The following is a 24,922-nucleotide window of genomic DNA, read 5'->3' on the forward strand; positions in this document are numbered from 1 at the left end:
CCACTGTGAGAATTCACCTCAGCGCTCTCGTGGCGCTGTCGATGATCGCGCTCAGCGCCTGCGGAGCGACCGCGCCGAAACCGGACGGCACGCGCGCGGGCGGGGCGGGCGCGCCCATCAGCGGGCTGCGCATCATGGTGCCCAACACCCCCGGCGGCGGCTACGACACCACCGCCCGCACGGCCGCGAAGGTCATGGAGGACACCAAGATCGCCACAGGGGTTCAGGTGTTCAACCTGCCCGGCGCCGGAGGCACGGTCGGCCTGCAGCGCACGATCAACGAGAAGGGCAACGGCAAGCTCGCCCTTCTCATGGGCCTGGGCGTGGCCGGCGCCTCGTACGCCGCCAAGTCCAAGGCGACCCTCACCCAGACCACCCCGATCGCCAAGCTCATCGAGGAGGCCGGCGCGATCGTGGTGTCGAAGGACTCGCCGTATCGGACGATCGGTGACCTGGTGGCGGCGTGGAAGAAGGACCCCGGGAAGGTGACGGTCGGCGGCGGGTCCTCGCCGGGCGGGCCGGACCACCTGCTGCCCATGCAACTGGCCAGGGCCGTCGGCATCAACCCCAAGCAGGTCAGCTTCGTCTCCTACGACGGCGGCGGCGAACTGCTGCCCGCCATCCTGGGCAACAAGATCGGCTTCGGGGCCAGCGGCTACGGTGAGTTCCTCGACCAGGTCGAGGCGGGCACCGTACGCATCCTCGCGGTGACCAGCGCGGAGCCGATCGACGTCGTCAAGGACGTGCCCACGCTCAAGGCGTCCGGCATCGACCTCGTCTTCAGCAACTGGCGCGGCATCGTGGCGCCGCCCGGGATCAGCGACGCCGACAGGAAGACCTGGATCGACGCCATCACCAGGATGCACGACTCGCGGGAGTGGAAGGCCGAACTGGCCAAGCGCGGCTGGACCGACTCCTTCCTCACCGGCGACCGGTTCACCGCCTACCTCGCCGAACAGGACAAGAACGTCGTCGGCATCCTCGCCGAACTCGGGCTGGCATGAGCCACGGCACCCCGGCGGCGGCGAAGGACCGCGCGCAGTACGGCGTGTGCGCGGTCCTGGCCCTCGCCGGCGTCCTGGTGATCGCCGACAGCCTCGGGATCACTCATCTGACCAGCAGCAACGACCCCATCGGGCCGCGCCCGGTCCCGGTCATCCTGGGCGTCTGCCTGCTCGGGGTGGCGATCGGGTACGCCGCCGACGTCGCCCGCGGCGGTCGCGGCGAGCCGGAGCCCGGCGAGGACGTCGACCTGACCACCCGCGCCGACTGGCGTACCGTGCTGCTGCTGATCGGCGTCTTCCTGCTCAACGCGGCGCTGATCGACTGGCTGGGCTGGGTCGTCAGCGGTTCGATCCTGTTCTGGGGAGCGGCCTTCGCCCTGGGCGACCGGCATCACGTGCGCGGCCTGCTGATCGCGGTCACGCTGGCCCTGGTCACCTTCTACGCGTTCGCGATCGGCCTCGGCGTGAACCTCCCGGCCGGCGTGCTGCGGGGCATCCTGTGACGGACAATCTGAACCTCCTGCTCGACGGCTTCGCCAACGTCATGGCCCCGGGCAACCTCCTGATGGCCCTCATCGGCGTGATCGCCGGAACCGGTGTCGGGGTACTGCCCGGCATCGGCCCGGCCATGACGGTGGCACTCCTGCTGCCCATCACCTACGGCCTGGACCCCACCCAGGCGTTCATCCTGTTCGCCGGCATCTTCTACGGCGGCATGTACGGCGGCTCGACCACGTCCATCCTGCTCAACACGCCGGGCGAGTCCTCCTCGGTCATCACGGCCATCGAGGGCAACAAGATGGCCAAGGCGGGCAGGGCGGCCCAGGCGCTGGCGACCGCGGCGATCGGCTCGTTCGTCGCCGGCACGATCGCCACGCTGGCGCTCGTGCTGGTCACACCGTTCGTGGTGAGCTTCGCCGTCAGCCTCGGCGCGCCCGACTACTTCGCCATCATGCTGCTGGCCTTCGTCGCCGTCTCGGCCACGCTGGGCGCCTCCCGGGTACGCGGCTTCGCGTCCCTGCTGATCGGGCTGGTCATCGGGACGGTCGGCATCGACGGCGTCACCGGCCAGCAGCGGCTCACGCTCGGCATCCCCCAGCTCGCCGACGGCATCAACGTGGTCGTCGTCGCCGTCGGCATCTTCGCCGTCGGCGAGGCGCTGTGGGTCGCCGCGCACCTGCGCCGCACGGCCGTCCCCGTCGTCCCCGTCGGGCGGCCGTGGATGGGCGCGGAGGACTGGCGGCGATCCTGGAAGCCGTGGTTGCGCGGCACCGCGCTCGGCTTCCCGTTCGGCGCCCTGCCCGCCGGCGGCGCGGAGATCCCCACCTTCCTGTCGTACGTCACGGAGAAGCGGCTCGCAGAACGGCCGGAAGAGTTCGGTCACGGCGCGATCGAAGGCGTCGCCGGACCGGAGGCCGCCAACAACGCCTCGGCCGCCGGCACGCTCGTGCCGATGCTGGCCATCGGCCTGCCCACCACGGCCGTGTCCGCGGTGATGCTCGCCGCCTTCGAGTCCTACGGCATCCAGCCGGGGCCGCTGCTGTTCGAACGCCAGCCGGCCCTGGTCTGGACCCTGATCGCCAGCCTGTTCCTGGGCAACCTGCTCCTGCTGGTGCTCAACCTGCCGCTCGCTCCCGCCTGGGCCAGGCTGCTGCGGATCCCGCGCCCCTACCTGTACGCGGGCATCCTGTTCTTCGCCTCCATGGGCGCCTACGCCGTCAACGCCCAGCCGTTCGACCTGCTCCTGCTGCTCGGGCTCGGCCTGCTCGGCTTCGGCATGCGCCGCTTCGGGCTCCCGGTGCTGCCGCTGATCGTCGGCGTCATCCTCGGCCCGCGCGCCGAGCTCCAGGGCCGCCGCTCGCTGCAACTGTCCGGCGGAGAACTGCCGGGCCTGCTCGGCGGCCCCGTCTCCTTCCTCGTCTACGCCGTCATCGTCATCGTGCTGGCCTGGCCGTGGATCAGGCGTTTCGCCCGGCGGCCCCCACGGCGGCGTAGCGCGCCGCCAGCTCGCCGCACGCCTCGATGAGCTCCGGAGGGCCGCCGCCGCGGAACACCCGCCACCGCGCCCGATCGAGATCCCAGACGAGAAGGCGGTGTGGTTCCACCCGGAGGGGCGGCGGCTCCTCCGCCTCCTCCGCCTCCTGCGCCGCCGTGGCCGCGTAGTCGAAACGCGGCACCTCGCACCAGTCGCGGCGTGCCTGAAGGAGCGAGAGCAGGAGGAGTGAATGGCGGCCATTCGATGTCCGCCTCTGGTGGAACCGTGCCCGCATGGCTTCCCCACATACCGCTTCGCCGCCGGACTCCTCGATGATCACCAGTGGCCGCGTGGCGCTGATCGCCGTCGCCGTAGTGCTCCTCGCCGACTTCATGGAGCTGCTCGACGCCACGATCGTGAGCGTCGCGGCTCCCGAGATCATGCGTGAGCTCGGCGCGAGCGAATCAGCGATTCAGTGGACGGTCGCCGGCTACACGCTCGCGATGGGCGCCGTGCTCATCACCGGAGGGCGGCTGGGCGATCAGTTCGGCAGGCGGCGCGTCTTTCTCGGCGGACTGTCCGGATTCGGCGTCGCGTCGGTGCTCTGCGCCCTGGCGCCGAGTCCCGAGGCGCTGATCGCCACTCGTGTGCTGCAGGGCCTGGCCGGTGGACTCATGGTGCCGCAGGTGTTCGGGATCATCCGCTCCTCGCTGCGCCCCGCCGCCCGCGCCAAGGCGTTCGGCGCGTACGGGGCGGTGCTCAGCCTCGCGTCGGTCGCCGGACCTCTGCTCGGCGGGTTCCTCGTCGACGCCGATCTGTTCGGCCTCGGGTGGCGCGCGATCTTCTGGGTGAACATTCCCATCGCGATCGCCGGCCTGATCCTCGGCGCGAGATACCTGCCCGAATCGCAGGCCGAGGAGAAGCCGCGGCTCGACGTTCCCGGCGCCGTTCTGGGCGCGGTGACGTCCGTGCTGGTGCTGCTGCCGCTCGTCCAGGGCCGCGAATGGGGCTGGCCCTGGTGGGGCTACGCGATGATGGCGAGTTCCCTGCTGACCGGCGGGCTGTTCCTGCTCTGGGGGCGCCGGGTCTCATCGCGCGGGGAGCAGCCGGTCTTCGATCCCGCCCTGCTCAGGGTGCGATCCTTCTCCGGCGGGCTCGCCGCCTCGCTGCTCTTCTTCGGCGCCGTCGGTTCGTTCTTCTTCCTGTTCTCGCTGTACCTGCAGCTCGGGCTGGGGATGAGCGCGTGGGAGACCGGGCTGGTGATCGTCCCCTACGCGGCCGGCGCGATCGTGACCTCCGGCATCGGCGTCCAGTTCGCCGGCCGGGCCGGGCGGGCGCTCCTGATCGGCGGAGCTCTGGTCCTGGCGGTGTCCCAGGTCGTCCTGCTCGTGGTCGTGGGCACCGGGGCTCACCCCGGCTACTGGCTCCTGGCGCTGCCGCTGTTCATCGGCGGCCTGGGCCTCGGCCTGACCGCGCCCTCGCTCGTCAACGTGATCCTGGCCGGGGTGCCGGCGAGGGCCGCGGGTTCGGCCGGCGGCGTGCTCACGACCGTCAGCCAGATCGGCAGCGCCGTCGGTGTCGCGGTGCTCGGCGGAGTCTTCTTCGCCGGTGTCGATGGGGCGCTGGCCGCCGGGACGGCCGTGTCCGACGGATTCGCGCAGGCGTTCGCCGCGATCCTTCCGTGGCAGATCGGGTTCTACGTGCTCGCGGCGGTGCTCATGCTGCTGCTGCCCGCGCGCGCCGCCGTGTCCGCGGATTGAAGTTGCTCAGTTGTACTTACTAAGTTTTACTGAATACATGGCAGGGAGAACATCGGAGCTCGGCCGCTTCACGGACGTGGCGCTGCTGGTGCTCATCAGCCTCGCGGAGGGGCAGAAGCACGGATACCGGATGATCGGCGATATCGAGGAGTTTTCCGGGACGTCGCTGGAGCCGGGCACGCTCTACGGCGCGCTGATGCGGCTGGAGGAGCGTGGCTGGATCGAGCGGGTGGAGTCGACCGAGCGGCGCAAGCCGTACCGGATCACCGAGAGCGGACGTGACGCGCTGCGTGAGCAGCTCGCCACGCTGCGCCGGGTCGAACGGGCAGGATTCAGGCGAGTGGCATGGGGGCAGGCGTGAGACGGCGTAGGGGCGTGCTGCGGATCGTGGCAGGGGTCGTGCTGGGGCTCTATCCGAAGCCGTGGCGGGAGCGTTACGGCGAGGAGGTCGCCGACCTGGTCGACTCGCGGCCGGTGCGGCTGCGCACGGTGGCCGACCTGGCCGGCGGGGTGGCCGACGCGTGGGTGCACCACCGGCGCGTTCCCGGCGCCCGGCCGCCGCGCGTGCCGCTCCCGGCGATCCTGGCCGTCGGCGCGGGCGCGCTGGGGTTGTTGTGGAATCCGGGTGTACGCGACGCCGCCAGCCTGCACGGCGTGTGGGAGCGGGCGGCCGGAGCGGGCGCGATCGCCGCCGAACTGCACAGGACGGCCACGGCGTTGTTCGCCATGACGGGGCTTCTGGCGCTGCTGTCGCTCTGGCAGGTCGCCGTGAGGGTACGCGCCGCCGGGAAGGACGCGCAGGACCGGGCGATCAGGGGGCGGATGGTCATGGTGGCGGCCCTGGTCGCCGTCCCGGCCGGGTTCGTCGTCGCCGCCTACGTCGGCCTCGGATTCCTGGACGTCGGCCATCCCGTCGGGCCCCTCGGGGAGGCCATGCTGGGCGGCTTCTTCTCGCCGATCGTCATGGCCCTCGTCCTGCCGTTGCCCCTCACCGCGGCGGCGTCTCCCCGGCTCGCGGACGCCGTACGCGCCGCCGGCAAGTCGCTCGCGGTGGCCGCCATCCTGAACGCGATCGCCTGGCTGGCCGTGGCGACCCTCCTGGCGATCGGGCTGAGGCAGGCCTCGCCGTGGTTCGCGATGGCCGTGGCGGCCAGCGCGCTGGTGAGCACCGGCATGGCGGCGCTGGTGGCGCGGGCCGTGCTCAGGCGGGCCCCGCACGACCCGGTCGGGCCTTCCTCGATCGGCCGCCTCCCGGCCTGAGGCGTCGCACCGCTCCTGCCTACTCCTGCCAGTCCGCGTCGGGGATCTCGTCGGCCAGGGAGAGTATGACCGAGCCGCTGACCGGTTCCGGCCCCAGGTCGCCCTGGGCATGGCGCAGCGCCAGTACGGCCCTGGCCGCGACGTCCCCGATGGTCGCGTACACGTGCGGCGCGTCGGCGGAGAAGGCCACGAAGTCGCCGGTGGACAGCGTGACCGGCTGGTCCACCGGCCCGGCGGTCAGCGTGCCCGCGGTGACCACGATGTTCTCCACCCCGGCGTGGCCGCGCGAGCGGTACTCCTGGCCGGGCAGCACGATCATCTCGTAGAACTCCACCGTGTCCAGGCCGCTGGAGCTGAACCTGTGCATGAAGCGCAGATCCAGATTCGGCCGGGTGACCCGCGCGCCCTGGTCGGCCCGCACCACGGTGACGGGCGGCCGCCTGGCGCCGTCGATGAGGTCGGTCACCGGCACGCCCAGAGCGGCGGCGAGTGATGTCACGGTCTCCAGCGTCGGGTTGCCCTGCGAGCGTTCCAGCAAGGACAAGGTGGCGGGGCCGACGCCGGCCCGCCGCGCCAGTTCCGCGCTCGACAGGCCGCGCAACCGCCGCAACCGCCGCAGATTCGCGGCCAGCAAGTCAATGATCTCCACGTTACCCATCACAACCTCCGGGTGAATTCTCGCGCCCTTTGAAGGCTCCTCTGGGCGGAAGGGGGGCTTGACGATTGGGGTGCTCGGCGTTCAGTATGCGATGTCATCGTTCGATTCGTCGAATTGTAGAGCTACGAGCAGGGAGTTTGCATGCCGTCAGAGATCGTTGCCCGGGTCATGTCAGGTCTCTCGGAGACCATCGGCGTCCGTTTCTCGGCCAGTGAGGGCGAGCACCGCGCCGCCGAGTTCCTGTCCGAGTGCTTCCGCGAGCAGGGCCTGCCGACCACGTTGCAGCGCCTCAGCTTCGTCGGCTGGTCGGTGACGCGCGCGCCCAGCCTGACCGTGGCGATCGGCGGCGCCGAGGAATCCCTGGAGGTGGCGCCCGTGGTCTACTCCGCACCGGCCGACGACCTGACCGGGACACTGCGCAGGTACGGCGTCAAAGTGCTCATCGAGGGCCTGTACGAGATGCCCACCATGGAACTCGTGGACGGCGCCGGAAACCCCGTCGCCCAGATCGTGGTCAACGCGAGCGGCGACGCGATCCCGCTGATCAACCCCAGCGCGCTGTATCGCGTCCCGATGGTGGTGGTGTCCGCCAAGGACGGCGAACGGCTGCTCGCCGCGATCGACGCGGGCACACCGGCGACCGCGCGGGTGTCCATCGGCACCCGGCTCGACCCCGACGCCTACTCCTACAACGTGATCGCCACCTACGAGGGCGACCCGTCCTCCGGCGACTACGTGGTGGTCTGCGCGCACTACGACACCCAGCTCGACACCCCCGGCGCCTACGACAACGCCTCCGGCACGGCCGGCATGTTCGGCGTACTGGAACACCTGCGGGCCAACGACATCGTGATGAACGTCAAGTTCGTCGGCATCGCGGGGGAGGAGGTGGGCATGTTCGGCTCCCACTTCTTCGTCAACGACCTCACCGAGCGCGGCCTGCTCGGCCACGTGCGCTACTGCGTCTGCCTCGACCAGATCTCCGGCGGCGACTTCTTCTGGCTGTGGTGCACCGACCCGGACCTGCGGGCCACCGCGCTCGAGGCCATCGAGGGGGCCAAGGTCGCCGAGATCGGCGAGGTCAGGGTGGACGACAACAAGCCGGGCGCCGACCACTGGGCCTTCCACGAGCGGGGCATCCCCGCCCTCCTGCTCATGTGGTGGCGCCAGGCCGACTACCACAAGCCGGGCGACACGTTCGACAAGGTCGACTTCGGCCGCGTCGACGTCGCCGTCGAGGCCGCCGGACGACTGCTGGCCTCGCTCGCCAAGCAGATGTGAGGAACCGGATGTCCACCACCACGCGAACGCCGTCACCACCCGCGGACACCCCGTCCGCCACCCGGCCCGCCGGGCGGCGGACCGCCACGGCGTTCGCCGGCGGACTCTCGTGGCGGCAGTGGGCCCTGGTGGCGCCCGCCGTACTCGCGACGCTTCTTCTCTTCGTCGCCCCGCTGGGGCAGATGGTCGCCGCCAGCTTCACCGGCGGGGCGTCGGCGTACGGGCGGGTCCTGACCGACGGGCTCTACTTCGAGGTGACCGTCACCACCCTGCGGGTGTCGCTGATCGCCACCGCGGTGACCGTGGTCGTGGGGTACGCCACCGCCTGGTGCATGGCCCGCTGCGTGCGCAGCGCGGCGGTACGGCGGGCCCTGCTCCTGCTTCTGGTCACCCCGCTGTTCATCTCCGCGGTGGTCAGGTCGTTCGCGTGGCTCGTCCTGCTGGGCAAGGAAGGGCTGGTCAACGATGTCGTCAGGGCGCTCGGGCTGTCGCGGGAGGGCTGGTCGCTGCTCTACAACGAGACCGGCGTGATCATCGGCCTGGTCTACATCCTGCTGCCCTACACCACCCTGTCGATCCTGTCGGCCTTCGAGGCGCTGGACGGCCGGCTCGAACGCGCGGCGGCGGACCTGGGCGCGACCGCCTGGCGCCGGTTCACCTCCGTGACGCTGCCGCTGACCGTGCCCGGCGTCGCCAGCGGGGCGCTCATGGCGTTCGCGATGGCGGTCACCGGGTACGTCACCCCGGCCGTGCTGTCCGGCGGCCAGGTGCGGGTGCTGTCCATGCTGATCTACGAGCAGACCCTGGTGACCTTCGACTGGGTGACGGCCAGCGTACTCGCGGTGCTGCTGCTGGTCCTCTCGCTCACCGCGGTCATCTTCTACCTGCGGATGCTCAGGCGGTACGCGATGGAAGGAGCACGATGAGCCAGGGAATGGAGACCGGCCGCGTGGCCAGGACCGCGGGCAGGCTGTGGCTGATCCTGGTGTCGCTGTTCCTGCTCGCGCCCTCGGTGGTGCTGCTGGGCACGGCGGTCACCACCACCGGGTACCTGGCCTTCCCGCCCGAGGGCCTCACGCTGCGGTGGTTCGCGCTGGTGCTGTCGGACCCGGCGTGGGTGGACTCGATCGTGGCGTCGGCCAACATCGCGCTGATCGCCACCGTCGTCGCCGCGGCGCTGGCGGTCCCCGCGACGCTGGCGCTGACCTCGCCGCGGATGCCCGGCCGCGACACCGTCGAGGCGCTGCTGACGATGCCGATGCTGGTGCCGCAGATCGTGCTGGGCGTCGGGCTGCTCCAGTTGCTGCTCGTCCTCGGGGTGGGGCGGACGTACCCGGGCTTCGTCATGGCGCACGTGATCCTGGCGCTGCCGTTCGTGCTGCGCAGCGTGCTCACCTCGCTGCGCGGCGCGCCCAGAACGCTCGAACAGGCCGCGGCCGACCTGGGAGCCGGCCCGTGGCGCAGGTTCGCCCACGTCACCCTGCCGCTCATGCGCACCGGGCTGGGCGCCGGATGCCTGCTCGGCTTCGCGGCCAGCTACGTCAACGTCGAGGTCAGCATGTTCCTCTCCACGCCGGCGCTGAACCCGCTGCCGGTCAAACTGCTCAACCAGGTCGCGTACACGGTGGATCCCGGGGTGTCCGCGGTCTCCACCCTGACCGTGGCACTGGCCTTCGTGGCCATGTTGATCGTGGACCGGGTGTCCGGTCTCAAAGCGGCGGGAGCACCCTCATGACCCGGACAGGACGCGGGCTCGCCGCCCTCGCCGCGGCCGCGCTGCTGGTGAGCGCGTGCGGGAACGTCATAGACGCGCAGAACCAGGCCAAGTCCGGCGAGGACCACGGCGGCGGCAAGCTGCTTCGCGTCGCGATCTTCGGCGGCTCCTGGGAGAAGGGCATCAGGCAGAGCGTGATCGCCCCCTTCGAGAAGGAGACCGGCATCCGCGTGCAGGCCGAGATCGGCACCTCCACCGTCACGCTGGGCAAGCTGCGCCAGTCGCCGGACGCCGTCGACGTCGCCCTGCTCGACTCGGGCATCTCCGAGGCGGCGCGCGCCGAGAAGCTGGTGGCCGCCCTGCCCGAGGACAAGATCCCGGCGATGTCCGAGCTGGCCGATCGCGCCAAGCTGCGCGACCGCGACGGAGTCTGGGCCCTCACCATGGGCTACTGGGCCCTGGGCCTGGCCTACAACAGCGAGAAGGTGAAGACGCCGCCCGGCTCCTGGGAGGACCTGTGGGCGCCCGCGAACGCCGGCAAGGTCGCCATCCCGGCGCCCGCGACCACCGGCGGGCTGCCGCTGGCGCTGCTCGCGGCCGGTCAGTTGGAGGCCAAGGGCGGCGCCGACATCACGCCCGGCCTGACGAGGCTGAGCGACCTGAACGCCGTGTCCTTCTTCGACTCCTCCGGCGCGGCCAGCAACCTGCTGCAGTCCGGCGAGGTCGCCATCGCCGCCCACTACAACTCCGGCGCCTGGCCCCTGGCCGACCAGGGCCTGCCCATGAAGTGGGTGGCGCCCAAGGAGGGAGCGCTGGCCGCCGACAGCCGCTGGCACGTCACCGCGAAGGCGCACAACACGGAGGCGGCCTACAAGTTCCTGGACTTCGCCTCCCGTAAGCAGGCGCAGGAGGGACTGGTCAAGACGCTCTACCTGGCCCCGGCCAGCACCACGGCGGTGATCCCTGCCTCGGTGCGCGAGCGCATGCCGTACGGGCCGGACGGCTCGCTGGACGACCTGCGCTACGTGGACTGGGACATGGTCAACGAGAACAAAGCGAAATGGACGGACGCATGGACCAGGACCGTGCCGCGATGACCGGCGGACAGCTTGAGCTGCGGAAGGTCAGCAAGCGCTACGAGAGCCAGCTCGTCGTGGACGACGTCGACCTCACCGTCGCCGAAGGGGAGTTCCTCACGCTCCTCGGCCCGAGCGGCTGCGGCAAGACTACCGTGCTGAACCTTCTGGCCGGGTTCATCGGCCCCGATGCCGGTGACATCCTCATCGACGGGGTGAGCATGGTGGCCACCCCGCCCAACCGCCGTCCGGTGAACACGGTGTTCCAGGACTACGCGCTGTTCCCGCACCTGAGCGTGCTGGACAACGTCGCGTTCGGACCGCGGATGGCCAGGATGGACCGCAAGGCCCGGCGCGCGCTGGCCGGCGAGGCGCTGGAGCTGGTCGGCATGAGCGGCTTCGGCGATCGCCGCCCGGCCGCGCTGTCCGGTGGCCAGCGCCAGCGTGTCGCCCTGGCCAGGGCCCTGGTGTGCCGGCCCCGCGCGCTGCTGCTCGACGAGCCGTTCGCCGCCCTCGACCTGCAACTGCGCAGGCAGCTCCAGCGCGAGCTGCGAGCCCTGCACACCGAGCGCGGCACCACCTTCGTGTTCGTCACCCACGACCAGGAGGAGGCGGCCACACTCTCGGACCGGATCGCGGTGCTGCGCGGCGGCCGGGTCGAGCAGGCGGGCACACCGGGAGACATCTTCGACCGGCCGGAGACGGCCTTCGTCGCCGGGTTCATCGGCGAGTCGAACGTCCTTCCCGCCGTGACGGGGGAGGCCGGGCTGGTCGTGCCCGGACTGGGCGGCGCGCGGATCCCCGTTCCCGCCGCCCGTCTCCCGGCCGAGGGCGTCGCGATCCGCCCGGAGCGGCTGCGGGTGCTCGCCGCGTCCGAGGACCTTCCGCAGGGCTGGTACGGCGTGCCCGCCCGCACCCTGGACGTCATCAGAGTGGCCTCGGATATCCGCGTCACCGCCGAGACCGAGGCGGGCGCCACGCTACGCGTCACCCTGCCGGTCACCCAGCCCGCCCCGGGCGAGAACGAGAACGTGCGCCTCGCCTTCCATCCCGACCACGTCGTTCCCCTGCCGCAGGCCTGACGTCGTCTTCGGTGCCGGGTCGCAGCCCGCGTACCAGGCACAACGTCGCCAGGACCGACGCCGCGGCCATCACGGACATGGCCACGGCGGGAGAGGTGTACTGCGCGATGGCCCCGGCCAGAGCCGCCCCGACACCCTGCATGGTCATCGTCCCGGACGAATGCAGCCCCAGGGCTTGCCCTCGGATCTCGGCGGGAGTCAGCGCGATCAGCCGCTCCTGCAGGAGCAGGCTGCTCGCGAAGCCCGCCGAGGCCAGCGTGACGGCCACCGCCGCCAAAGGCGGTGCGGGCTCCAGCAGGAAGATCAGATAGGGAGCGGCCAGCAGCAGTCGCAGCGGTACGGCGAGCCGCTCCCGCCACCGCGGCGCGAGGAACCGGCCGACGAGCACGTCCCCGGTCAGCATGCCGAACGCGGCCAGCGCGAAGAGCAGCCCCGCGTGGCCGGGCGCGTACGGGACGAAAAGCGCCTCACAGCCGACGATCAGCCCGTTCGGCACCCAGAGCGCCAGATAGACGTACCGGCGAGGCGCCGACGACCACAGCCGCACGTTGGTGCGCCAGGTGACGGCGACCGACGGGCGGCCGGGAGCACGCGCCGCCCGCCGGGACAGTCCCGAACCCGAGATCAGCGCGCCGGCCAGGGCGAGGACCGCGGCGGCGAGCAGCGTGCCCCGCGGCGACAACACGTTCACCAGCAGGCCGCCCAGCGCGAACCCGCAGATCTGCGTCAGGCCCACCGACATGTTCAGCACCGATCGGCCGAGCAGGTATCCCTCACGCGGAAGGATCTCGTTCAGCAACCCGAACCGCACCCCGCCGCCCAGCGACGCGATCAGCCCGAGGCAGAACAGGACGGCGAAGATCGACCACACCGGCAGCCCGGGAACCGCCATGACGGCCGTGCCGACGCCGAAAGCCGCGGCCAGGGCGCTCAGCGCGGCACGCGGCGGCAGCCGGTCCGCCGCGGACATCAACGCCGTCGCGCCCACCACCTGGGCCAGGGACGGACCGAACATGCTCAGAGCCGCGAGCAGCGGCGAGCCGGTCGCCGCGTAGACGAGCGTGCCCAGCGCCAGGCCGCTCACCGTCGAGGCCATCGTCTGCGCGGCGGAGGCGGCGAACAGCGGCGTGAACTCCGGCACCCGGAAGAGGTCCCCATACGTACGCATGGGGGAATCTCATCGGTGCCGATGGCCGGGCCGGTAAGGTTTCGCGGGGGAGCGAAACATGGGTTATTGGGAAGTCAACGCCGACACCCTCGCCAGGAGCCGGTTCGTGGTGTCCGCGCTGGCCGAGACCACCGCGAGCCTGCTGACCTTGGCGATGGGGAGCGCGGCGCATCCGGGTGAGCGCGCGTGGCTGGATGCCCACCGGCCCGCCTACCGGCGCCGGATGGCCGATGATCCGCTCAGCGCGCTGCTGCTGCGCGCCGCGCTCGGACGCCACTGGATCGCCGACTTCCTCATCCCCACGCCTGACGACGGAGCCACGAGGTTCGAGGACGAACTGGAGCGCGTACGCGAGACCCCCGCCGAGATCATCCACGCGGACCTGGAGGTGACGCTCGGCGGGCCGCTCCCCGCCCCGCTGGACCGCGCCGACCTGGGAGAACGCGCCGCCGACCTGCTGGCGTGGGTGTGGCGGGAGACGGTGTCGCCCTCCTGGCCGCGGCGCCGCAGGGTCGTCGAGGCGGACATCGCCGCCAGGTCGGAGCGGCTGAGCCAGGGCGGGTGGGCCGCGGTGCTGGACGGCATGCGGCCGGGGATGCGCTGGCTGGGGGAGGGCCGGCTGCAGATCAACGCGCACGACAACCCGCCCCGGGAACTGTCCGGCGTCCAGTTGCTGTTCGTGCCGGTGACCCCGGGCTGCGGGCGGTGGGTCAGCTGGCGCCTGCCACACCGCTACGCCGTGATCTACCCCTGCCGGGGAGCGCTCGCCGAAGGTGAGCGGGTGCCGGTGCCCGACGCCTTGAGCAAACTGCTGGGGCAGGCTCGGGCCGGCGTTCTCGTGCTGCTCGCCGGCCCCAAGAGCACGACCCAGCTCGTGGCGCTGACCGGGCAGGGACTCGGTTCGGTGGGGCGCCACCTCAAGGTTCTCCTGGACGCGCGCCTCATCCGGCGCCGGCGGGTGGGCCGCTCGGTTCTCTACTCCCGCACCGATCTCGGCCAGGCCCTGGTCGAAGGCCTGTAGTCGCTCCGCGCGCGAGACGATCTCCACGGCCCGCCCGCCTTGCCGCGAAGGAAGGACACGGTGCGGATCGTGACGTGGCGCGGAGTGCCCAGGGCCTGGGCAAGCCGTGCGGGGATCTCATCGGGTTCCGGCGGCCGGACGCCAAGGTTTCGCGGGCGGGCGAAAGACGAGGTCAGCGCGGGGCGTGGTGACGCACGTTCAGGCGCATGAGGTCCTTCCCGACGATCATCCTGCCGCGGTAGCCGGCCTTCTGCGCGCCGGCACGGGCGCGCTCCTGCCACTGCGCGTGCGGCTGGAAATCTCCGATATGGCTGAGCACAAGGGAATCGACGCCCGACTGCCGGGCCACCGTACCCAGGTCGAGAACGTCCGTGTGGGTCGTGCGCATGTGCTCCACGAAGTGCTCTGAAGCTCCGTGCTCGTGCCACCACTGGGGATCGTTGGCCTCGTGGACCAGGATGTCCGCGCCCTCGGCGAGGGTGGGGATGTTCGGCGTCAATGTGGTGTCTCCGGAGAAGACCACGCTGCCGTGTTCGGTCTCGAACCTGTACGCCAGGCTGGGGAAGACGACGCCGTGGGAGACCAGGATGGCCGTCACCCTGACATCGTCGTTGCTCATCACGGGGAAAGCCTTCATGGCCGGCGCCGTGTTGCCGATGGGGGACGCGCCCACGTCCGGCAGCTTGATCTCATGGACGCGGAGGGCGGCGGCCGGGTCGAATCCGATCTTCTCGGCGATGAAGGTGTTGCTGGAGTAGGCGAAGGCCTCGTTGGAGAGCCTGGTCAGGTCGGCGAGGCCGGGGGTCGGGCGGTGCGGGGCGACCCATTTCGCGCCGGGAACGTCGGGCAGGGCGCCCGCGCTGGGCGGGCCGTAGACGTCGATGCTCGGCAGGGCGCCGGTCTGGGACATGATCGCGGGAGCCATGTACATCGCGAGGTTGAAGTAGTCGGCGATGTGGTCGGCGTGGAGGTGGGTGACGAAGATGCCCTTGAGCTTTGCCGGGTCCAGGCCGGCGCGTACGTACTGCGACACCGCCCCGCGGCCACAGTCGACCATGTAGACGTTGCCCCGGACGACGAGCGCGCTGGCGATGCCGAAGCGCCCGCTCGAAGGCGTCGGACCGGCCGCGGTTCCCAGCAGGACCAGGTCGGTTCCGCCGGAGGGTGTCCTCGCCAGCGCGGGCGCCGGCTGGGAGAGGGCTCCGACCGACGCGATGCCCGCGGCGATGGCACTTGAGCGCAGGAGCGTTCGCCGGCTCAGCGGACCTGGCGTATGGGCATGGTCGTGATTGTTCACAGACGTTCCTCTCCACGGTGCGGCCTCTCCACGGTGAAGCCTCGACGAGATGACACTTCCACGCCGCCCCGCGCTTTCGCGTCGGTGATATCTACCTACCTCACTACTCTGTGGTACTGTATAGTGGTACTCGGTACTACAAAGTACCGAGAGGGCGAAGAGGACCGCGATGGACGACCTGACGGAGATGCTGAAGGGCACGCTGGAGGGCTGCGTGCTGGAGATCATTGGCGGTGAGGAGACCTATGGGTACGCCATCACCCGCCGGTTGAACGAGCTCGGCTTCGCCGATGTGGTGGAGGGCACGGTCTACACCATCTTGCTGCGGCTGGAGAGGAACGGGCTGGTCGTGGTGACAAAGCGGCCGTCCGGGCAGGGCCCGCCGCGCAAGTTCTACGCGCTCAACGACTCCGGGCGCGCGGAGCTGGCGAAGTTCTGGGTGAAGTGGGAGTACGTGACATCACGGATCGACACACTCAAGGAGGGTGGGCGATGAACTTCTGGGAGACCATCACAGGCAGTGATCTCACCAGGGAATGGAAGGCGTTCGAGGCTCGGGCCGGGGCGCTGCCCGCCGATTACCGGGGGGCCTGGGAGGAGATCAAGGGTCATCTGACCCTGCACGGGGACTTCACCGGCCGCAACCTGATGCCGATCTTCGACGGCGTGCTGGGGCTGCTCGAAGAGAGCGCGGCCGAGGGGCAGAGCGTGGACGAGGTGCTCGGCGACGACATCGCGGGCTTCTGCGCGGCGCTGGCCGGGGGCGAGCGGGCTCGCAGCTATCGCGATCGCTGGCGCGAGCAGTTGAACAGGAACGTGGCCAGGAAACTTGGCCGGCTAGGAGGCTGACATGGGCATCCAGGACATCATCGAGGGCAAGAAGCAGTGGCGGGCGCACATGGCGCGGGTGAAGGCGCTGCCGCCGGACTACCAGATCGTCTACAAGGAGATGCAGCGGTACTTCTTCAAGGTCGGGCCGGTCGACCTGCCCGACGGGCCGCTGCTGCCGGGGATCGTCGACTTCTTCGAGGAAGGCGTCGCCGCGGGCAAGGGCGTCCTGCAGCTCATCGGCAACGACGTCGCCGCCTTCTGTGACGACCTGATCAAGGACACGCCGACCCACGCCGACTTCTACCAGAAGTCCCTCATCGACAATCCCGGCACGACCGAGAAGTAACACCCATCGGCCGGCGGTGAGCCGCGAAGTGACAAGCCACGAACGAGAGAACGGATAGCCGCATGACCACCAACCAGGAAAACTCCCCACAAAGCGGTGTCGAAGAAGGCTGGGGAAAGGTCGCCGACGCGTTCCACGCGAACTTCGACGCCCCCGGCGAGGTCGGCGCGGCGTGCAGCGTCTACGTGGGCGGCCGCCCCGTCGCCAACCTGTGGCGCGGCCTCGCCGATCGCGAGGCGAACCGGCCGTGGCGCGAAGACACGATCGTCCAGGTCGCCTCCACGACGAAGGGCGCCACCGCGATCTGCGCCCACATGCTGGCACAGCGCGGTGAGCTGGACCTGGACGCCCCGGTCACCCAGTACTGGCCGGAGTTCGGCGCCAACGGCAAGGAACAGATCAAAGTACGCTGGCTGCTGTCCCACCAGGCCGGCCTCCCGCTCCTCGACGGACCGCTGACGTTCGAGGAGGCGTGCGCGTGGCACCCGGTCATCCGTGCGATCGAGGCGCAGAAGCCGCTGTGGCAGCCGGGCACCGAGCACGTCTACCACGCCGTCACCTACGGCTTTCTCGTCGGGGAGGTCGTGCGCCGGATCACCGGCAAGTCGCTCGGCACGTTCTTCGCCGAGGAGGTGGCCGCCCCGCTCGGGCTGAGCGCCTGGATCGGGCTGCCGGAAGAGCACGAGGAGCGAGTGGCCCGCCTCCACTACGCCGACGCGTTCAGCGTGGAGGAACTGCTCGCCGGGATGATCGCGTCCACCGGCCTCGACGCGGAGACGGTCACCGCATGGGTCCAATCCCTGTGGAGTCCGGGCTCGATCCAGATGCGCGCCGGCGAGCTCGGCGGCGCCCTGGACAACACCTCCGACTATCACACCACGCGGGCCTGGCGCGCGGCCGAGTTCCCGGCCGCGAACATGCTCGCCGACGCGCACTCGCTGGCGCGGATGTACGCCGCCACGGTCAGCGACGTCGACGGGGTACGGCTGCTCGATCCGCCCGCGGTCGAGACGATGACGGCCGTCCAGACCGACAAGACGCGGATGTACGGGCTGCCGCCCGGCCTGGACATCCCGGCCGACCGGTCCTTCTACATGTCGCTGGGGTTCTGGCGGGCCTGCCCGCCGGCGCCGATGATCGGGCCGGGGTCGTTCGGCCACCCGGGTTCCGGTGGATCGATCGCCCTGGCCGACCCCGACGGCGAGGTCGGCTTCTGCTACGTCACGAACCTCTGGAACTTCCGGCCCGACGACCCGAGGGCGGCGAACCTGGCCAAGGCCGTCCGTTCCTGCCTCGGCTGACATCTACGGGCCGGTTCCGTCAGGGGGCGTCGACCGCCTCGGCCCTGGCGAGGACGGCGGGCTTGAGGGTCTGCGCGCACCACTGCGCGAATCCGGTGGCCGGGCCTGCCTGCGGTGAGCGGTCCACGCCCGAGTCGAGGCCCTGGTCCTTGGCGCGCTTCATGTCGACCATGCCCTCGACGAACGCCTCGTTGAGGCCGTAACCGAGCATGGTGGAGCGCAGTTCCCCGAGCGGCTGACGCCGGTAGCGGACCGGGCGGCCCAGCTCCTCGGTCATGATGCGGGCCAGGTCGTCCGGCGACAGGTCCTGCGGGCCGAGCACCGGAACGCTGCCGACACCGGTCCAGGAACGGTCGAGCAGCAGCCCGGCCGCCGTCGAGGCGATGTCGGCGACGGCCACCAGCGGGGCCGGGCGGTCCGCGGCGACGGTGTCGGTGAAGACGCCGTTCTCGCGGATCGAATCGGCCTCCTCCAGCAGGTTCTCGAAGAACGACGGGCTGGCCAGGGCCCGGTAGGCGACGCCGGAGCCGGCGATCAGGTCGTCCATGGCCAGGGAGGCGGTGACCAGCCCGGCCCGGGCGGCCTGCGGGGTGCCGCGGCCGAGCGCCGAGACGCCGACGACATGGCCGACGCCGTGGGCGGCGAACGCCCGCGCGGCCGGGCGGGTGAAGCCGCTGTACGCCTCGTCCGGTGTGAGGGAGGCGTCCGGCGGCACCAGCCAGAAGACGGCGTCGGCCCCGGTGAAGGCGCGTTCGACGGTCGCGGCGTCGCCGTGCGAGCCGGTGACCACCTCGACCCGTTCGCGCACGGTCTCGGGGAGCCGGGCGGGATCGCGGACGATGACGCGTAGTGCGGGCCCGGCCTCGACCAGCAGCGACAGCAGCCGCCGGCCGATGTTCCCGGTGGGAGCGGTAATGACGATCATGAAAACCTCGCGGTAGGTGCCGGATCGGTACAGCCCCCATCGTGAGGAGTCCCACCGTATTGCCACAATGGGAACTTCAGCATCCAATCATTGCCCGAAATGGAATGATTCCGGTGACCAGCCCAGATCCGAACCTCGACGCCAACCTCGCCATTGCCCTCGACGCGTTGCTGACCGAGCAGAGCGTCACCCGGGCCGCCGCGAGGCTGCGCACCTCGCCCGCGGCGATGAGCCGTACCCTGGGCCGGCTGCGCCGGGTGCTCCAGGATCCGCTCCTCGTACGGGCGGGACAGAAGATGGTGCCCACACCCCGCGCCGAGGCGCTGCGGGACGAGGCCGCCGCGGTGGTGCGTCAGCTGGAGGCGTTGCTCACCCCGGGCGGCGGGATCGACCCCGCCGCGCTGCGGCGCACCTTCACCGTCCAGGCCTCGGACCTGGTCGGTACGGCGCTGGCGCCGGGACTGCTCGACCTGGCCAGGCGCCGGGCGCCGGGCGTCTCGCTGCGGGTACTGGCCGAGGAGTGGGAGGCGGGCCCCGCCCTGCGCGAAGGCCGGATCGATCTGGAGATCGGGGCCATCGACCACGTCGACCCGGAAACCAGGGTGGAAGAGCTGGTCACGCTGCGGATGGCGGCCGGCGTCAGGGCCGGGCACCCGCTCGCCGGCGGAACGCTGACACCCGCCAGGCTGGCCGGGGCCGAGCACGTGGCGGTCAGCCGCCGGGGACGTTTCACCGGCCCGCTGGACGCGGCCTTGGCCGAGGAGGGGCTCACCCGGCGGGTCAGCGCCGTCCTGCCCGGACATCTGGCGGCGATGGCGCTGGCCGCGGCCGGCGACGTGGTCTGCCTGGTGCCGGCCGCGCTACCGGGCGAACCCCCTTCACCACTCAGCGACGCCGCGCACACGATGGGGCTGCGCCTGCTGGAAATCCCGCTGCCGCTGCCACCGCTGACGATCGGCATGGCCTGGCACCCGCGCCACACCGCCGACGGGGGCCACCAGTGGCTGCGTGGCGCCGTGCGCCGCGTACTCCGTCGCGCCGACAGGCCATGAGATCCCGATGTAGGGCGTTCACCGGACATTGCCCGGCCCGGCCCATCCTTACAGTGGAAATCACCTGAGAGGCGGACGGAAAGGTCGCGGTAGCACGCTCTGATGGGAATGCAGATCAACGTCCTGGGACCCTGGGAGATCAGCGCAGGCGGTACGCGGCTGCCGCTGGCAGGCGCGCGACGGGTCGGGGTTCTGACCAGGCTGGCGCTGAGTGCCGGGCAGCCGGTTTCCGCGGACCACCTGCTCGCCCAGGTCTGGGACGAGAGCACCGCGACGACGGCGGCCAAGCAGTTACAGATCGTGGTGTCGAAACTGCGTGGCCTGCTCTCGCCGCACGCGGGCATCGCCACCGTTTCCGGCGGATACCAGCTCAACGTTCCGCGTGAACACGTGGACGCCCTGCTGTTCTCGCTCCTGGTACGCCGGGCGCGTACCGCGAAGACGCAGGGAGACCTGACGACGGCGGACGGCCTGTTCCACCGGGCGCTGACCTTGTGGCGGGGGGAGGCGCTGGCGGGCGTCCGCGCCCCGTGGGCCCGTGCCGAGGCCGCCCGCCTGGAGGAGGAACGCCTGGCCGCCCAGGAGGACCACGCCGACCTGCGCCTGGCCGCCGGCGACCACCACGGGCTGATGCCGATGCTGGCCGGTCACGTCACCGCGCACCCCCTGCGGGAACGACCGCGTGCGCAGCTGATGCTGGCGCTCTACCGGGCGTCGCGCCCCTCCGAAGCGCTCGACGTGTACCGGGACATCCGCCGCGTCATGGCCGACGAACTGGGCATCGAGCCGGGACCGGCACTGCGTACCCTGCACCAGGCGGTGCTCAGGCGAGACCCGGCTCTGGACGCCCGTGGGCATGCGTCGTCCTTGGGTTAGGGGGGGTGTTGCTGACGCGTGCGCGCCACAGGTCGTCCTGGGCGCCTGACTTGTGCCAGAGCTGGGCGATGCCGTTGCGGCCGAGGTCGCCGAGCGGGACGAGGAAGTCCGCGGACAGCGTTCTGGCGAACTCGTCCGCGTCGCCGATGGTGCGGGGTTCCTTGTCGCCGGCGCCCAGCCGGCGCAGCGTGCGGGACAGCAGTACCAGCGTGTGGCCGGAGCTCGGCCGGGCGGCGATGAGCGTGGTGACGTACGCCGATTCGGTGGAGGTGGACAGTTCACGGGAGCGGGCGGCGAAGTCGGCGATGTCGCACGGTCGCAGCCGGAAGTCGTAGGAGGCGATCGTTCCGCCGGGGTGGTGGTGGAAGCGCCAGGTGTCCGGGTCGAGCCGTTCCAGCCGGTAGGTCAGGTTTCCCTGGGTGTGCGACCCCTCGCGCAGCGGCAGCGGCTCGACGAAGCCGTCCCCGATGCCCGCGTCGGCCAGCCAGCGGCGGCCGTCGAGGTCGACGAGCAGCGCGCTGTGGTTGCCCCACATCGCCGCGCCGCGAGCCGCGCGCATGACGGCCGCCTCCACCATCGTCACCTGGAAGCCGGCCAGGCGCAGCAGCATGGCCAGGCCGCCGTTCTGCTCGAAGCAGTAGCCGCCGCGGCGCCGCCGTACGAGCTTGTCGAACAGCGGCTCAGGTTCGAGGCTGATCGGCCTGCCGAGCTGGATGTCGAGGTTCTCGTACGGCACGGCCTGCCGCCAGGCCCGGTGCAGGGCGACAAGCGTCTCCAGGTCGGCGGCCACGGGCCCGTGATGCCCGATCCTGTGGAGCATCGGGCCGATGGTCATCTCTGCGGTCATGTACGCCTCCTAAGTGAGAGAAGATCACCCACTTACTTAGCATAAATGACTGAGATCCTTCCGTATACTGCTGGAGTGGACAACGAGAGCCCCGGCCGCAAGCTCCGAGCCGACGCCAGGCTCAACCGTGAGCAGATCATCGAGGCGGCCCGCGTGCTGTTCGCCGAGCGCGGCGCCGAGGTGCCGATGGACGAGGTGGCCCGCCGCGCCGACGTCGGGACCGCCACCCTCTACCGCCGCTTTCCCGACCGCGAGGCGCTGGTGCGCGAGGTCGCGCTGGACGGCTTCCACCGCGTGGTCGCCATCGCGCGCGACGCCGAGGACGAGGAGCCGGACGCCTGGCAGGCGCTGTCGCGCTTCATCCACCGGGCCGCCGCCGAGCTGCGGCTGGCGACCTGGCTGTCGATCTGGTTCGCCAGTACCTGGGAGCGGGTCCACGACGACCCCGAGCAACGGCGGCTGCGCCGGATTCTGCTGAAGATCCTCGACCGGCTCGTCCACCGCGCCCAGGCCGACGGCGTCCTGCGCCGCGACGTGGACGCCGGCGACCTGGCGATGATGACGGCCCTGCTGCTGCGGCCCATGCCCGGCCTGCGTACCGAGCTCACCCAGCGCGGCGTGGACCGCTACCTGGCGCTCATGCTCGACGGCCTGCGCGCCCACCCGGACAACCGGCGCCTGCCCGACGGCGACATCGGCCTGGCCGACCTCGGCGGCGATTGACGGCACCCTTCGCTCGGACATCGCGGGGCACCGAGACGCGCCGCCAGCCGGCTATCTGCCCCGGAGTTGCGGGTCGTCCGGCTGGGGGCGGTCGAAGGTGGGCCGTGCGTCCTTCCAGTGGCCGCGGGTGAAGTCGGGCACCTTGACCGGGCGCAGCCGCTCGGTCTTCAGCGACTCGTGGCTGAGCGGGATCACCGAGCACCACGCCGCCGAGTCGTAGACGTCGATGTCGGGGGTCATGCCGAGCCGCATCAGCTGGACGAGGCGGAAGATGGAGACGAAGTCGCCGCCGCCGTGCCCGCCGTACTGGCCGGCCAGCCGTTCCAGCAAAGGCCACAGCCAGTGGTCGTGCTGCTTCAGAATGCCGGTGTACGCGCCGCCGGTCCGCCACGCGTGGTCGTGGTGGCCGAGCGACTCGAGGTAGACCCGGGCGTTGTCGAGCTCGATCGACCCCCTGGTCCCGGTGAGCGTGGTCTCCCTGGTGTACGGATGCGGGGAGTTCACGTCATGCTCCACCCGGATGAACCGGCCACCGGCGGTGGTGACGAAGCAGGTGTGCCGGTCGCCCGAGATGTACGGCCTGTCCTGCCACGACGAGTGGTCAGGGCCCACCCTGGAGTCCTCCTCGCGGAACAGGGCCAGCGCCTTGGGCAGGGACGCCACGGCGACCAGTTCGTCGAAGCGGTCGCCGCGGTTGATGCCCATGGACGCCGACACCGGCCCCAGGCCGTGCATGGGGTAGTGCAGGGCGTTCATCCGGGTCTGCCAGCGCCGCCGCCAGTGCTCGGGGTGGTAGGCGCCGCCGAACAGGTACGGCCAGCGCAGATCGTGCACATAGCCACCGGAACCGTGCTGCAGGTCGCCGAACAGCCCCGCCCGTACCATGTTGAACATCTGCAGTTCCGGCCGGAAGTAGTTGACGTTCTCCAGGAGCATGCAGTGCTTGCGGGTCCGTTCCGAGGTGCGGACCAGGTTCCAGATCTCCTCCAGATGCGGGGAGATCGGCAACTCGACGGCGACGTGCTTGCCGTGTTCCATGGCCGCCTTGGCCTGGCGGTAGTGCCACTCCCAGGGGGTGGCGATATAGATCAGGTCGATGTCGTCGCGTTGGACGAGCTTGAGGAAGTCCTCCTCGCCCGCCGAGTATCCGACCGGCTCGACGTCCTGGAAGCCCTGCTCCATGATGCGGGCGATGGTGCGGCTGACCCGTTCGGGCCGGATGTCGCACACGGCGGTGACCGTGGAGACGGCGGCGAACCGCAGATCCTGGCCGCCGCCCCGGTTGCCGAGCCCGATGAGCCCGGTCCGTACCTTCTCGAAACCCTCGAACGGCACGTTGACCATGCTCTTCTCGCGCGGGTCGCGAGCGGGTTCCCAGGCGGCGGCGGTGGTGGTGCCTGCGATGCCGGTGGCGGCGCCCAGGACGATGCCGGACTTCAGTAATCGGCGGCGGGAGGGGGTGTGAGGATGCGGAGGGGCCACGGCGATCACTCCCTGGAGGGCGGACAGTGACTTTTCCCCGATAGTGAGCAGTGTCAACTGTCCGGTGTCAGAGATCAAGGCGATCGCCGCGGCGGTACCGCCTTGTCCACGTCAGGGGACCGGGCGCGTGTCCAGGCCGTAGCTCAGGCGGTCGATCCACCATGGTCCGCAGCTGGCGATGCTCCACTGGCCGCTGTTCGTCGTCGTCCAGCCGCCGTCCCGGCGGCCGTTGACGCACTGGACCCACGCGCGGAACTGATAGGCGGGACCGCTGGTGGCGCATCGGGCGGAGAACGAGTTCTGGCCGATGGCGTACTCACAGTCACCGGCTTGGGCTGATGCCGGGCTCAGCGCGCCCGACGCGACGGTGATGGCTCCCGCCGCGAGCGCGGTCGCGGCTAAGGCGCGCAGGGTTCTTCTCATACCCTCTCCTAGTACTGGTGACGGATGGTTCCGCACGCCCCGACTCCGGGTCGTGCGGCAGAGGGAATTCTTAGGAAACTTTCCTAAGCGAAAGATACGTGCCCCTGGTGACACGTCAACCCCGCGCGCCCGTCCGGCGACCCGGCGTCCGGGCGGGGCCGGGATCGCGGACGGGCCGCCGGTGGGGAGGGCTCAGGAGGCGCGGGTGCTGCGACCGCGGAAGGTGGTGACGATCTGGGCGAGGGTGATCTCGCTGAGGAGCCGGGTCTCGTGCTCGCGGATCTCGCTCCAGACCGCGGCGAGGGGCGCGGCCGCGCCGGGGAAGTGGTCCTGGTCCTGGTCGATGCCCTCGACGACCACGATGACGTCGGCCAGGGAGATCGTCTCGGGCGGGCGGGCCAGGCGGTAGCCGCCCTCAGGGCCGCGCATGCTGATCACGAGGCCGCCGCGGCGTAGCTGGAGCAGGATGTTGTCGCAGAACCGGCGGGGGATGTCCTGGCCGGTCGCGATGCGCCCGGCCGTCAGGGGTCCGTCGGCCGCGGCGAGGGTGACCATGGCTCGCAGGGCGTATTGGGTACGGGCGGAGGTGCGCGTCATGTGCCGCTCCGGTGATGGCTCGGCTTCACGAAAGGGGCTCCTTGGTGTCGGGGTGTCCTTGACGGGAGGTGCGGGCGGGTGGGGCGGCAGGGGTGGGCCCGGACGGCCGCGGCGCGCTCGTCTCCGGCGGCAGCGCAAAGCTCTCCACCGGCAGCGCGAAGCTCGTCTGCCAGCGGCAGCGCGAAGACCGCGCTCGGCGTGCCGAGCGCGGCCATCACGAAAC

The 24,922-nt window shown here is 71.0% G+C and carries 28 protein-coding genes; 19 read left to right on the forward strand and 9 right to left on the reverse strand.

The genetic code is table 11. The annotated features are described in order from the left end of the window. Window positions 1–5: 5 nt before the first annotated feature. From ACFWYW_RS53660 to ACFWYW_RS53670, 3 genes are read left to right on the forward strand one after another with little or no spacing between them, the layout of a single operon-like run. On the forward strand, window positions 6–1,004 hold the full coding sequence (locus ACFWYW_RS53660; protein WP_379624391.1) for a Bug family tripartite tricarboxylate transporter substrate binding protein: 999 nt from the start codon (window positions 6–8) through the stop codon (window positions 1,002–1,004). Next, window positions 1,001–1,507, forward strand: a complete 507-nt coding sequence (locus tag ACFWYW_RS53665) for a tripartite tricarboxylate transporter TctB family protein (RefSeq protein WP_379624393.1) — start codon at window positions 1,001–1,003, stop codon at window positions 1,505–1,507. The genes ACFWYW_RS53660 and ACFWYW_RS53665 overlap by 4 nt, the downstream gene beginning before the upstream one ends. A 41-nt stretch (window positions 1,508–1,548) precedes the next feature. Then, entirely contained in the window at window positions 1,549–3,030 is a 1,482-nt protein-coding gene (locus tag ACFWYW_RS53670; protein ID WP_379624451.1) for a tripartite tricarboxylate transporter permease, read from the forward strand. Here the strand turns inward: ACFWYW_RS53670 and ACFWYW_RS53675 are convergent. Then, window positions 2,963–3,274 (reverse strand): hypothetical protein, encoded by a 312-nt coding sequence (locus ACFWYW_RS53675; protein WP_379624395.1) that lies wholly within the window; start codon window positions 3,272–3,274, stop codon window positions 2,963–2,965. The genes ACFWYW_RS53670 and ACFWYW_RS53675 overlap by 68 nt on opposite strands. On the opposite strand from ACFWYW_RS53675, the gene ACFWYW_RS53680 reads away from it, so the two are divergent. From ACFWYW_RS53680 to ACFWYW_RS53690, 3 genes are read left to right on the forward strand one after another with little or no spacing between them, the layout of a single operon-like run. After that, the gene (locus ACFWYW_RS53680; protein ID WP_379624397.1) at window positions 3,273–4,739 is read left to right on the forward strand and encodes an MFS transporter; all 1,467 of its coding nucleotides are present in this window, start codon (window positions 3,273–3,275) and stop codon (window positions 4,737–4,739) included. The genes ACFWYW_RS53675 and ACFWYW_RS53680 overlap by 2 nt on opposite strands. Window positions 4,740–4,776: 37 nt before the next feature. After that, the gene (locus ACFWYW_RS53685; RefSeq protein WP_379624400.1) at window positions 4,777–5,100 is read left to right on the forward strand and encodes a PadR family transcriptional regulator; all 324 of its coding nucleotides are present in this window, start codon (window positions 4,777–4,779) and stop codon (window positions 5,098–5,100) included. Then, the gene (locus ACFWYW_RS53690) at window positions 5,097–5,999 is read left to right on the forward strand and encodes a hypothetical protein (protein WP_379624402.1); all 903 of its coding nucleotides are present in this window, start codon (window positions 5,097–5,099) and stop codon (window positions 5,997–5,999) included. Before ACFWYW_RS53685 ends, ACFWYW_RS53690 begins: the two co-directional genes overlap by 4 nt. Window positions 6,000–6,018: 19 nt before the next feature. Here the strand turns inward: ACFWYW_RS53690 and ACFWYW_RS53695 are convergent, their stop codons facing one another. Beyond that, complete coding sequence (locus ACFWYW_RS53695; RefSeq protein WP_379624404.1) at window positions 6,019–6,648, reverse strand: helix-turn-helix domain-containing protein; 630 nt, start codon at window positions 6,646–6,648, stop codon at window positions 6,019–6,021. Between the two features lie 150 nt (window positions 6,649–6,798). On the opposite strand from ACFWYW_RS53695, the gene ACFWYW_RS53700 reads away from it, so the two are divergent. Genes ACFWYW_RS53700 through ACFWYW_RS53720 form a run of 5 tightly spaced genes read left to right on the forward strand, consistent with a single transcriptional unit; the run spans window position 6,799 to window position 11,810 of the window. Continuing rightward, entirely contained in the window at window positions 6,799–7,938 is a 1,140-nt protein-coding gene (locus tag ACFWYW_RS53700) for a M28 family metallopeptidase (RefSeq protein WP_379624406.1), read from the forward strand. An 8-nt stretch (window positions 7,939–7,946) separates the two neighbouring features. Beyond that, window positions 7,947–8,864 carry an ABC transporter permease gene (locus tag ACFWYW_RS53705; protein ID WP_379624409.1) on the forward strand — a complete coding sequence of 306 codons (918 nt, stop codon included), beginning with the start codon at window positions 7,947–7,949 and terminating at the stop codon, window positions 8,862–8,864. Next, window positions 8,861–9,673 (forward strand): ABC transporter permease, encoded by an 813-nt coding sequence (locus ACFWYW_RS53710; protein ID WP_379624411.1) that lies wholly within the window; start codon window positions 8,861–8,863, stop codon window positions 9,671–9,673. The genes ACFWYW_RS53705 and ACFWYW_RS53710 overlap by 4 nt, the downstream gene beginning before the upstream one ends. After that, window positions 9,670–10,749 (forward strand): ABC transporter substrate-binding protein, encoded by a 1,080-nt coding sequence (locus ACFWYW_RS53715; RefSeq protein ID WP_379624413.1) that lies wholly within the window; start codon window positions 9,670–9,672, stop codon window positions 10,747–10,749. The genes ACFWYW_RS53710 and ACFWYW_RS53715 overlap by 4 nt, the downstream gene beginning before the upstream one ends. After that, window positions 10,725–11,810, forward strand: a complete 1,086-nt coding sequence (locus tag ACFWYW_RS53720; RefSeq protein WP_379624415.1) for an ABC transporter ATP-binding protein — start codon at window positions 10,725–10,727, stop codon at window positions 11,808–11,810. The genes ACFWYW_RS53715 and ACFWYW_RS53720 overlap by 25 nt, the downstream gene beginning before the upstream one ends. Here the strand turns inward: ACFWYW_RS53720 and ACFWYW_RS53725 are convergent. Continuing rightward, entirely contained in the window at window positions 11,728–12,978 is a 1,251-nt protein-coding gene (locus ACFWYW_RS53725) for an MFS transporter (protein ID WP_379624417.1), read from the reverse strand. The genes ACFWYW_RS53720 and ACFWYW_RS53725 overlap by 83 nt on opposite strands. 58 nt (window positions 12,979–13,036) lie before the next feature. Here ACFWYW_RS53725 and ACFWYW_RS53730 point away from each other — a divergent pair, with 58 nt between their 5' ends. Next, window positions 13,037–13,999, forward strand: coding sequence for a transcriptional regulator (locus ACFWYW_RS53730; protein WP_379624419.1), 963 nt, complete (start codon window positions 13,037–13,039; stop codon window positions 13,997–13,999). 172 nt (window positions 14,000–14,171) lie between these two features. On the opposite strand, the gene ACFWYW_RS53735 is transcribed toward ACFWYW_RS53730, so the two are convergent. Continuing rightward, entirely contained in the window at window positions 14,172–15,296 is a 1,125-nt protein-coding gene (locus ACFWYW_RS53735) for an MBL fold metallo-hydrolase (protein WP_379624421.1), read from the reverse strand. 169 nt (window positions 15,297–15,465) lie between these two features. On the opposite strand from ACFWYW_RS53735, the gene ACFWYW_RS53740 reads away from it, so the two are divergent. The 4 genes from ACFWYW_RS53740 to ACFWYW_RS53755 all read left to right on the forward strand — a co-directional run bounded on the left by ACFWYW_RS53740 (window position 15,466) and on the right by ACFWYW_RS53755 (window position 17,774). Then, window positions 15,466–15,792, forward strand: a complete 327-nt coding sequence (locus tag ACFWYW_RS53740) for a PadR family transcriptional regulator (RefSeq protein WP_379624423.1) — start codon at window positions 15,466–15,468, stop codon at window positions 15,790–15,792. After that, window positions 15,789–16,145 carry a DUF1048 domain-containing protein gene (locus ACFWYW_RS53745; protein ID WP_379624425.1) on the forward strand — a complete coding sequence of 119 codons (357 nt, stop codon included), beginning with the start codon at window positions 15,789–15,791 and terminating at the stop codon, window positions 16,143–16,145. The genes ACFWYW_RS53740 and ACFWYW_RS53745 overlap by 4 nt, the downstream gene beginning before the upstream one ends. A 1-nt stretch (window position 16,146) precedes the next feature. Beyond that, window positions 16,147–16,473, forward strand: a complete 327-nt coding sequence (locus ACFWYW_RS53750; RefSeq protein WP_379624427.1) for a DUF1048 domain-containing protein — start codon at window positions 16,147–16,149, stop codon at window positions 16,471–16,473. Between the two features lie 62 nt (window positions 16,474–16,535). Then, the gene (locus tag ACFWYW_RS53755) at window positions 16,536–17,774 is read left to right on the forward strand and encodes a serine hydrolase domain-containing protein (protein WP_379624429.1); all 1,239 of its coding nucleotides are present in this window, start codon (window positions 16,536–16,538) and stop codon (window positions 17,772–17,774) included. A 19-nt stretch (window positions 17,775–17,793) separates the two neighbouring features. Here ACFWYW_RS53755 and ACFWYW_RS53760 read toward each other — a convergent pair whose 3' ends face one another. Then, window positions 17,794–18,699 carry an NAD(P)H-binding protein gene (locus ACFWYW_RS53760; protein WP_379624431.1) on the reverse strand — a complete coding sequence of 302 codons (906 nt, stop codon included), beginning with the start codon at window positions 18,697–18,699 and terminating at the stop codon, window positions 17,794–17,796. A 113-nt stretch (window positions 18,700–18,812) separates the two neighbouring features. Here ACFWYW_RS53760 and ACFWYW_RS53765 point away from each other — a divergent pair, with 113 nt between their 5' ends. Both ACFWYW_RS53765 and ACFWYW_RS53770 read left to right on the forward strand, forming a co-directional pair. Continuing rightward, entirely contained in the window at window positions 18,813–19,751 is a 939-nt protein-coding gene (locus ACFWYW_RS53765) for a LysR family transcriptional regulator (protein WP_379624433.1), read from the forward strand. A gap of 102 nt (window positions 19,752–19,853) precedes the next feature. Then, a complete protein-coding gene (locus ACFWYW_RS53770; RefSeq protein WP_379624435.1) occupies window positions 19,854–20,627 on the forward strand; it encodes a BTAD domain-containing putative transcriptional regulator in 774 nt (257 codons plus the stop codon). Here the strand turns inward: ACFWYW_RS53770 and ACFWYW_RS53775 are convergent. Then, window positions 20,575–21,474: an arylamine N-acetyltransferase gene (locus ACFWYW_RS53775; RefSeq protein ID WP_379624437.1), complete on the reverse strand. Its 900-nt coding sequence runs from the start codon at window positions 21,472–21,474 to the stop codon at window positions 20,575–20,577. The genes ACFWYW_RS53770 and ACFWYW_RS53775 overlap by 53 nt on opposite strands. 75 nt (window positions 21,475–21,549) lie before the next feature. Between ACFWYW_RS53775 and ACFWYW_RS53780 the strand changes: the two genes are divergently transcribed. Continuing rightward, a complete protein-coding gene (locus ACFWYW_RS53780) occupies window positions 21,550–22,197 on the forward strand; it encodes a TetR/AcrR family transcriptional regulator (protein ID WP_379624439.1) in 648 nt (215 codons plus the stop codon). A 51-nt stretch (window positions 22,198–22,248) separates the two neighbouring features. Here the strand turns inward: ACFWYW_RS53780 and ACFWYW_RS53785 are convergent, their stop codons facing one another. The 3 genes from ACFWYW_RS53785 to ACFWYW_RS53795 all read right to left on the reverse strand — a co-directional run bounded on the left by ACFWYW_RS53785 (window position 22,249) and on the right by ACFWYW_RS53795 (window position 24,699). Continuing rightward, window positions 22,249–23,679 (reverse strand): Gfo/Idh/MocA family protein, encoded by a 1,431-nt coding sequence (locus tag ACFWYW_RS53785; protein ID WP_379624441.1) that lies wholly within the window; start codon window positions 23,677–23,679, stop codon window positions 22,249–22,251. Between the two features lie 111 nt (window positions 23,680–23,790). Further along, window positions 23,791–24,102 (reverse strand): hypothetical protein, encoded by a 312-nt coding sequence (locus ACFWYW_RS53790; protein WP_379624443.1) that lies wholly within the window; start codon window positions 24,100–24,102, stop codon window positions 23,791–23,793. A gap of 192 nt (window positions 24,103–24,294) precedes the next feature. Further along, window positions 24,295–24,699, reverse strand: coding sequence for an RrF2 family transcriptional regulator (locus ACFWYW_RS53795; RefSeq protein ID WP_379624445.1), 405 nt, complete (start codon window positions 24,697–24,699; stop codon window positions 24,295–24,297). Between the last annotated feature and the right edge of the window lie 223 nt (window positions 24,700–24,922).

Origin of the sequence: Nonomuraea sp. NPDC059023 (assembly GCF_042740095.1) — a bacterium.
GTDB lineage: Bacteria > Actinomycetota > Actinomycetes > Streptosporangiales > Streptosporangiaceae > Nonomuraea.

Excerpts from the sequence above, each read along its gene's own strand:
- ACFWYW_RS53665 (WP_379624393.1), top strand. The coding sequence starts at position 1,001 with ATGAGCCACGGCACCCCGGCGGCGGCGAAGGACCGCGCGCAGTACGGC.
- ACFWYW_RS53670 (WP_379624451.1), top strand. The coding sequence starts at position 1,549 with ATGGCCCCGGGCAACCTCCTGATGGCCCTCATCGGCGTGATCGCCGGA.
- ACFWYW_RS53680 (WP_379624397.1), top strand. The coding sequence starts at position 3,273 with ATGGCTTCCCCACATACCGCTTCGCCGCCGGACTCCTCGATGATCACC.
- ACFWYW_RS53675 (WP_379624395.1), bottom strand. The coding sequence starts at position 3,274 with ATGCGGGCACGGTTCCACCAGAGGCGGACATCGAATGGCCGCCATTCA.
- ACFWYW_RS53685 (WP_379624400.1), top strand. The coding sequence starts at position 4,777 with ATGGCAGGGAGAACATCGGAGCTCGGCCGCTTCACGGACGTGGCGCTG.
- ACFWYW_RS53700 (WP_379624406.1), top strand. The coding sequence starts at position 6,799 with ATGCCGTCAGAGATCGTTGCCCGGGTCATGTCAGGTCTCTCGGAGACC.
- ACFWYW_RS53705 (WP_379624409.1), top strand. The coding sequence starts at position 7,947 with ATGTCCACCACCACGCGAACGCCGTCACCACCCGCGGACACCCCGTCC.
- ACFWYW_RS53710 (WP_379624411.1), top strand. The coding sequence starts at position 8,861 with ATGAGCCAGGGAATGGAGACCGGCCGCGTGGCCAGGACCGCGGGCAGG.
- ACFWYW_RS53715 (WP_379624413.1), top strand. The coding sequence starts at position 9,670 with ATGACCCGGACAGGACGCGGGCTCGCCGCCCTCGCCGCGGCCGCGCTG.
- ACFWYW_RS53720 (WP_379624415.1), top strand. The coding sequence starts at position 10,725 with ATGGACCAGGACCGTGCCGCGATGACCGGCGGACAGCTTGAGCTGCGG.
- ACFWYW_RS53725 (WP_379624417.1), bottom strand. The coding sequence starts at position 12,978 with ATGCGTACGTATGGGGACCTCTTCCGGGTGCCGGAGTTCACGCCGCTG.
- ACFWYW_RS53730 (WP_379624419.1), top strand. The coding sequence starts at position 13,037 with ATGGGTTATTGGGAAGTCAACGCCGACACCCTCGCCAGGAGCCGGTTC.
- ACFWYW_RS53740 (WP_379624423.1), top strand. The coding sequence starts at position 15,466 with ATGGACGACCTGACGGAGATGCTGAAGGGCACGCTGGAGGGCTGCGTG.
- ACFWYW_RS53745 (WP_379624425.1), top strand. The coding sequence starts at position 15,789 with ATGAACTTCTGGGAGACCATCACAGGCAGTGATCTCACCAGGGAATGG.
- ACFWYW_RS53750 (WP_379624427.1), top strand. The coding sequence starts at position 16,147 with ATGGGCATCCAGGACATCATCGAGGGCAAGAAGCAGTGGCGGGCGCAC.
- ACFWYW_RS53755 (WP_379624429.1), top strand. The coding sequence starts at position 16,536 with ATGACCACCAACCAGGAAAACTCCCCACAAAGCGGTGTCGAAGAAGGC.
- ACFWYW_RS53760 (WP_379624431.1), bottom strand. The coding sequence starts at position 18,699 with ATGATCGTCATTACCGCTCCCACCGGGAACATCGGCCGGCGGCTGCTG.
- ACFWYW_RS53770 (WP_379624435.1), top strand. The coding sequence starts at position 19,854 with ATGGGAATGCAGATCAACGTCCTGGGACCCTGGGAGATCAGCGCAGGC.
- ACFWYW_RS53775 (WP_379624437.1), bottom strand. The coding sequence starts at position 21,474 with ATGACCGCAGAGATGACCATCGGCCCGATGCTCCACAGGATCGGGCAT.
- ACFWYW_RS53790 (WP_379624443.1), bottom strand. The coding sequence starts at position 24,102 with ATGAGAAGAACCCTGCGCGCCTTAGCCGCGACCGCGCTCGCGGCGGGA.
- ACFWYW_RS53795 (WP_379624445.1), bottom strand. The coding sequence starts at position 24,699 with ATGACGCGCACCTCCGCCCGTACCCAATACGCCCTGCGAGCCATGGTC.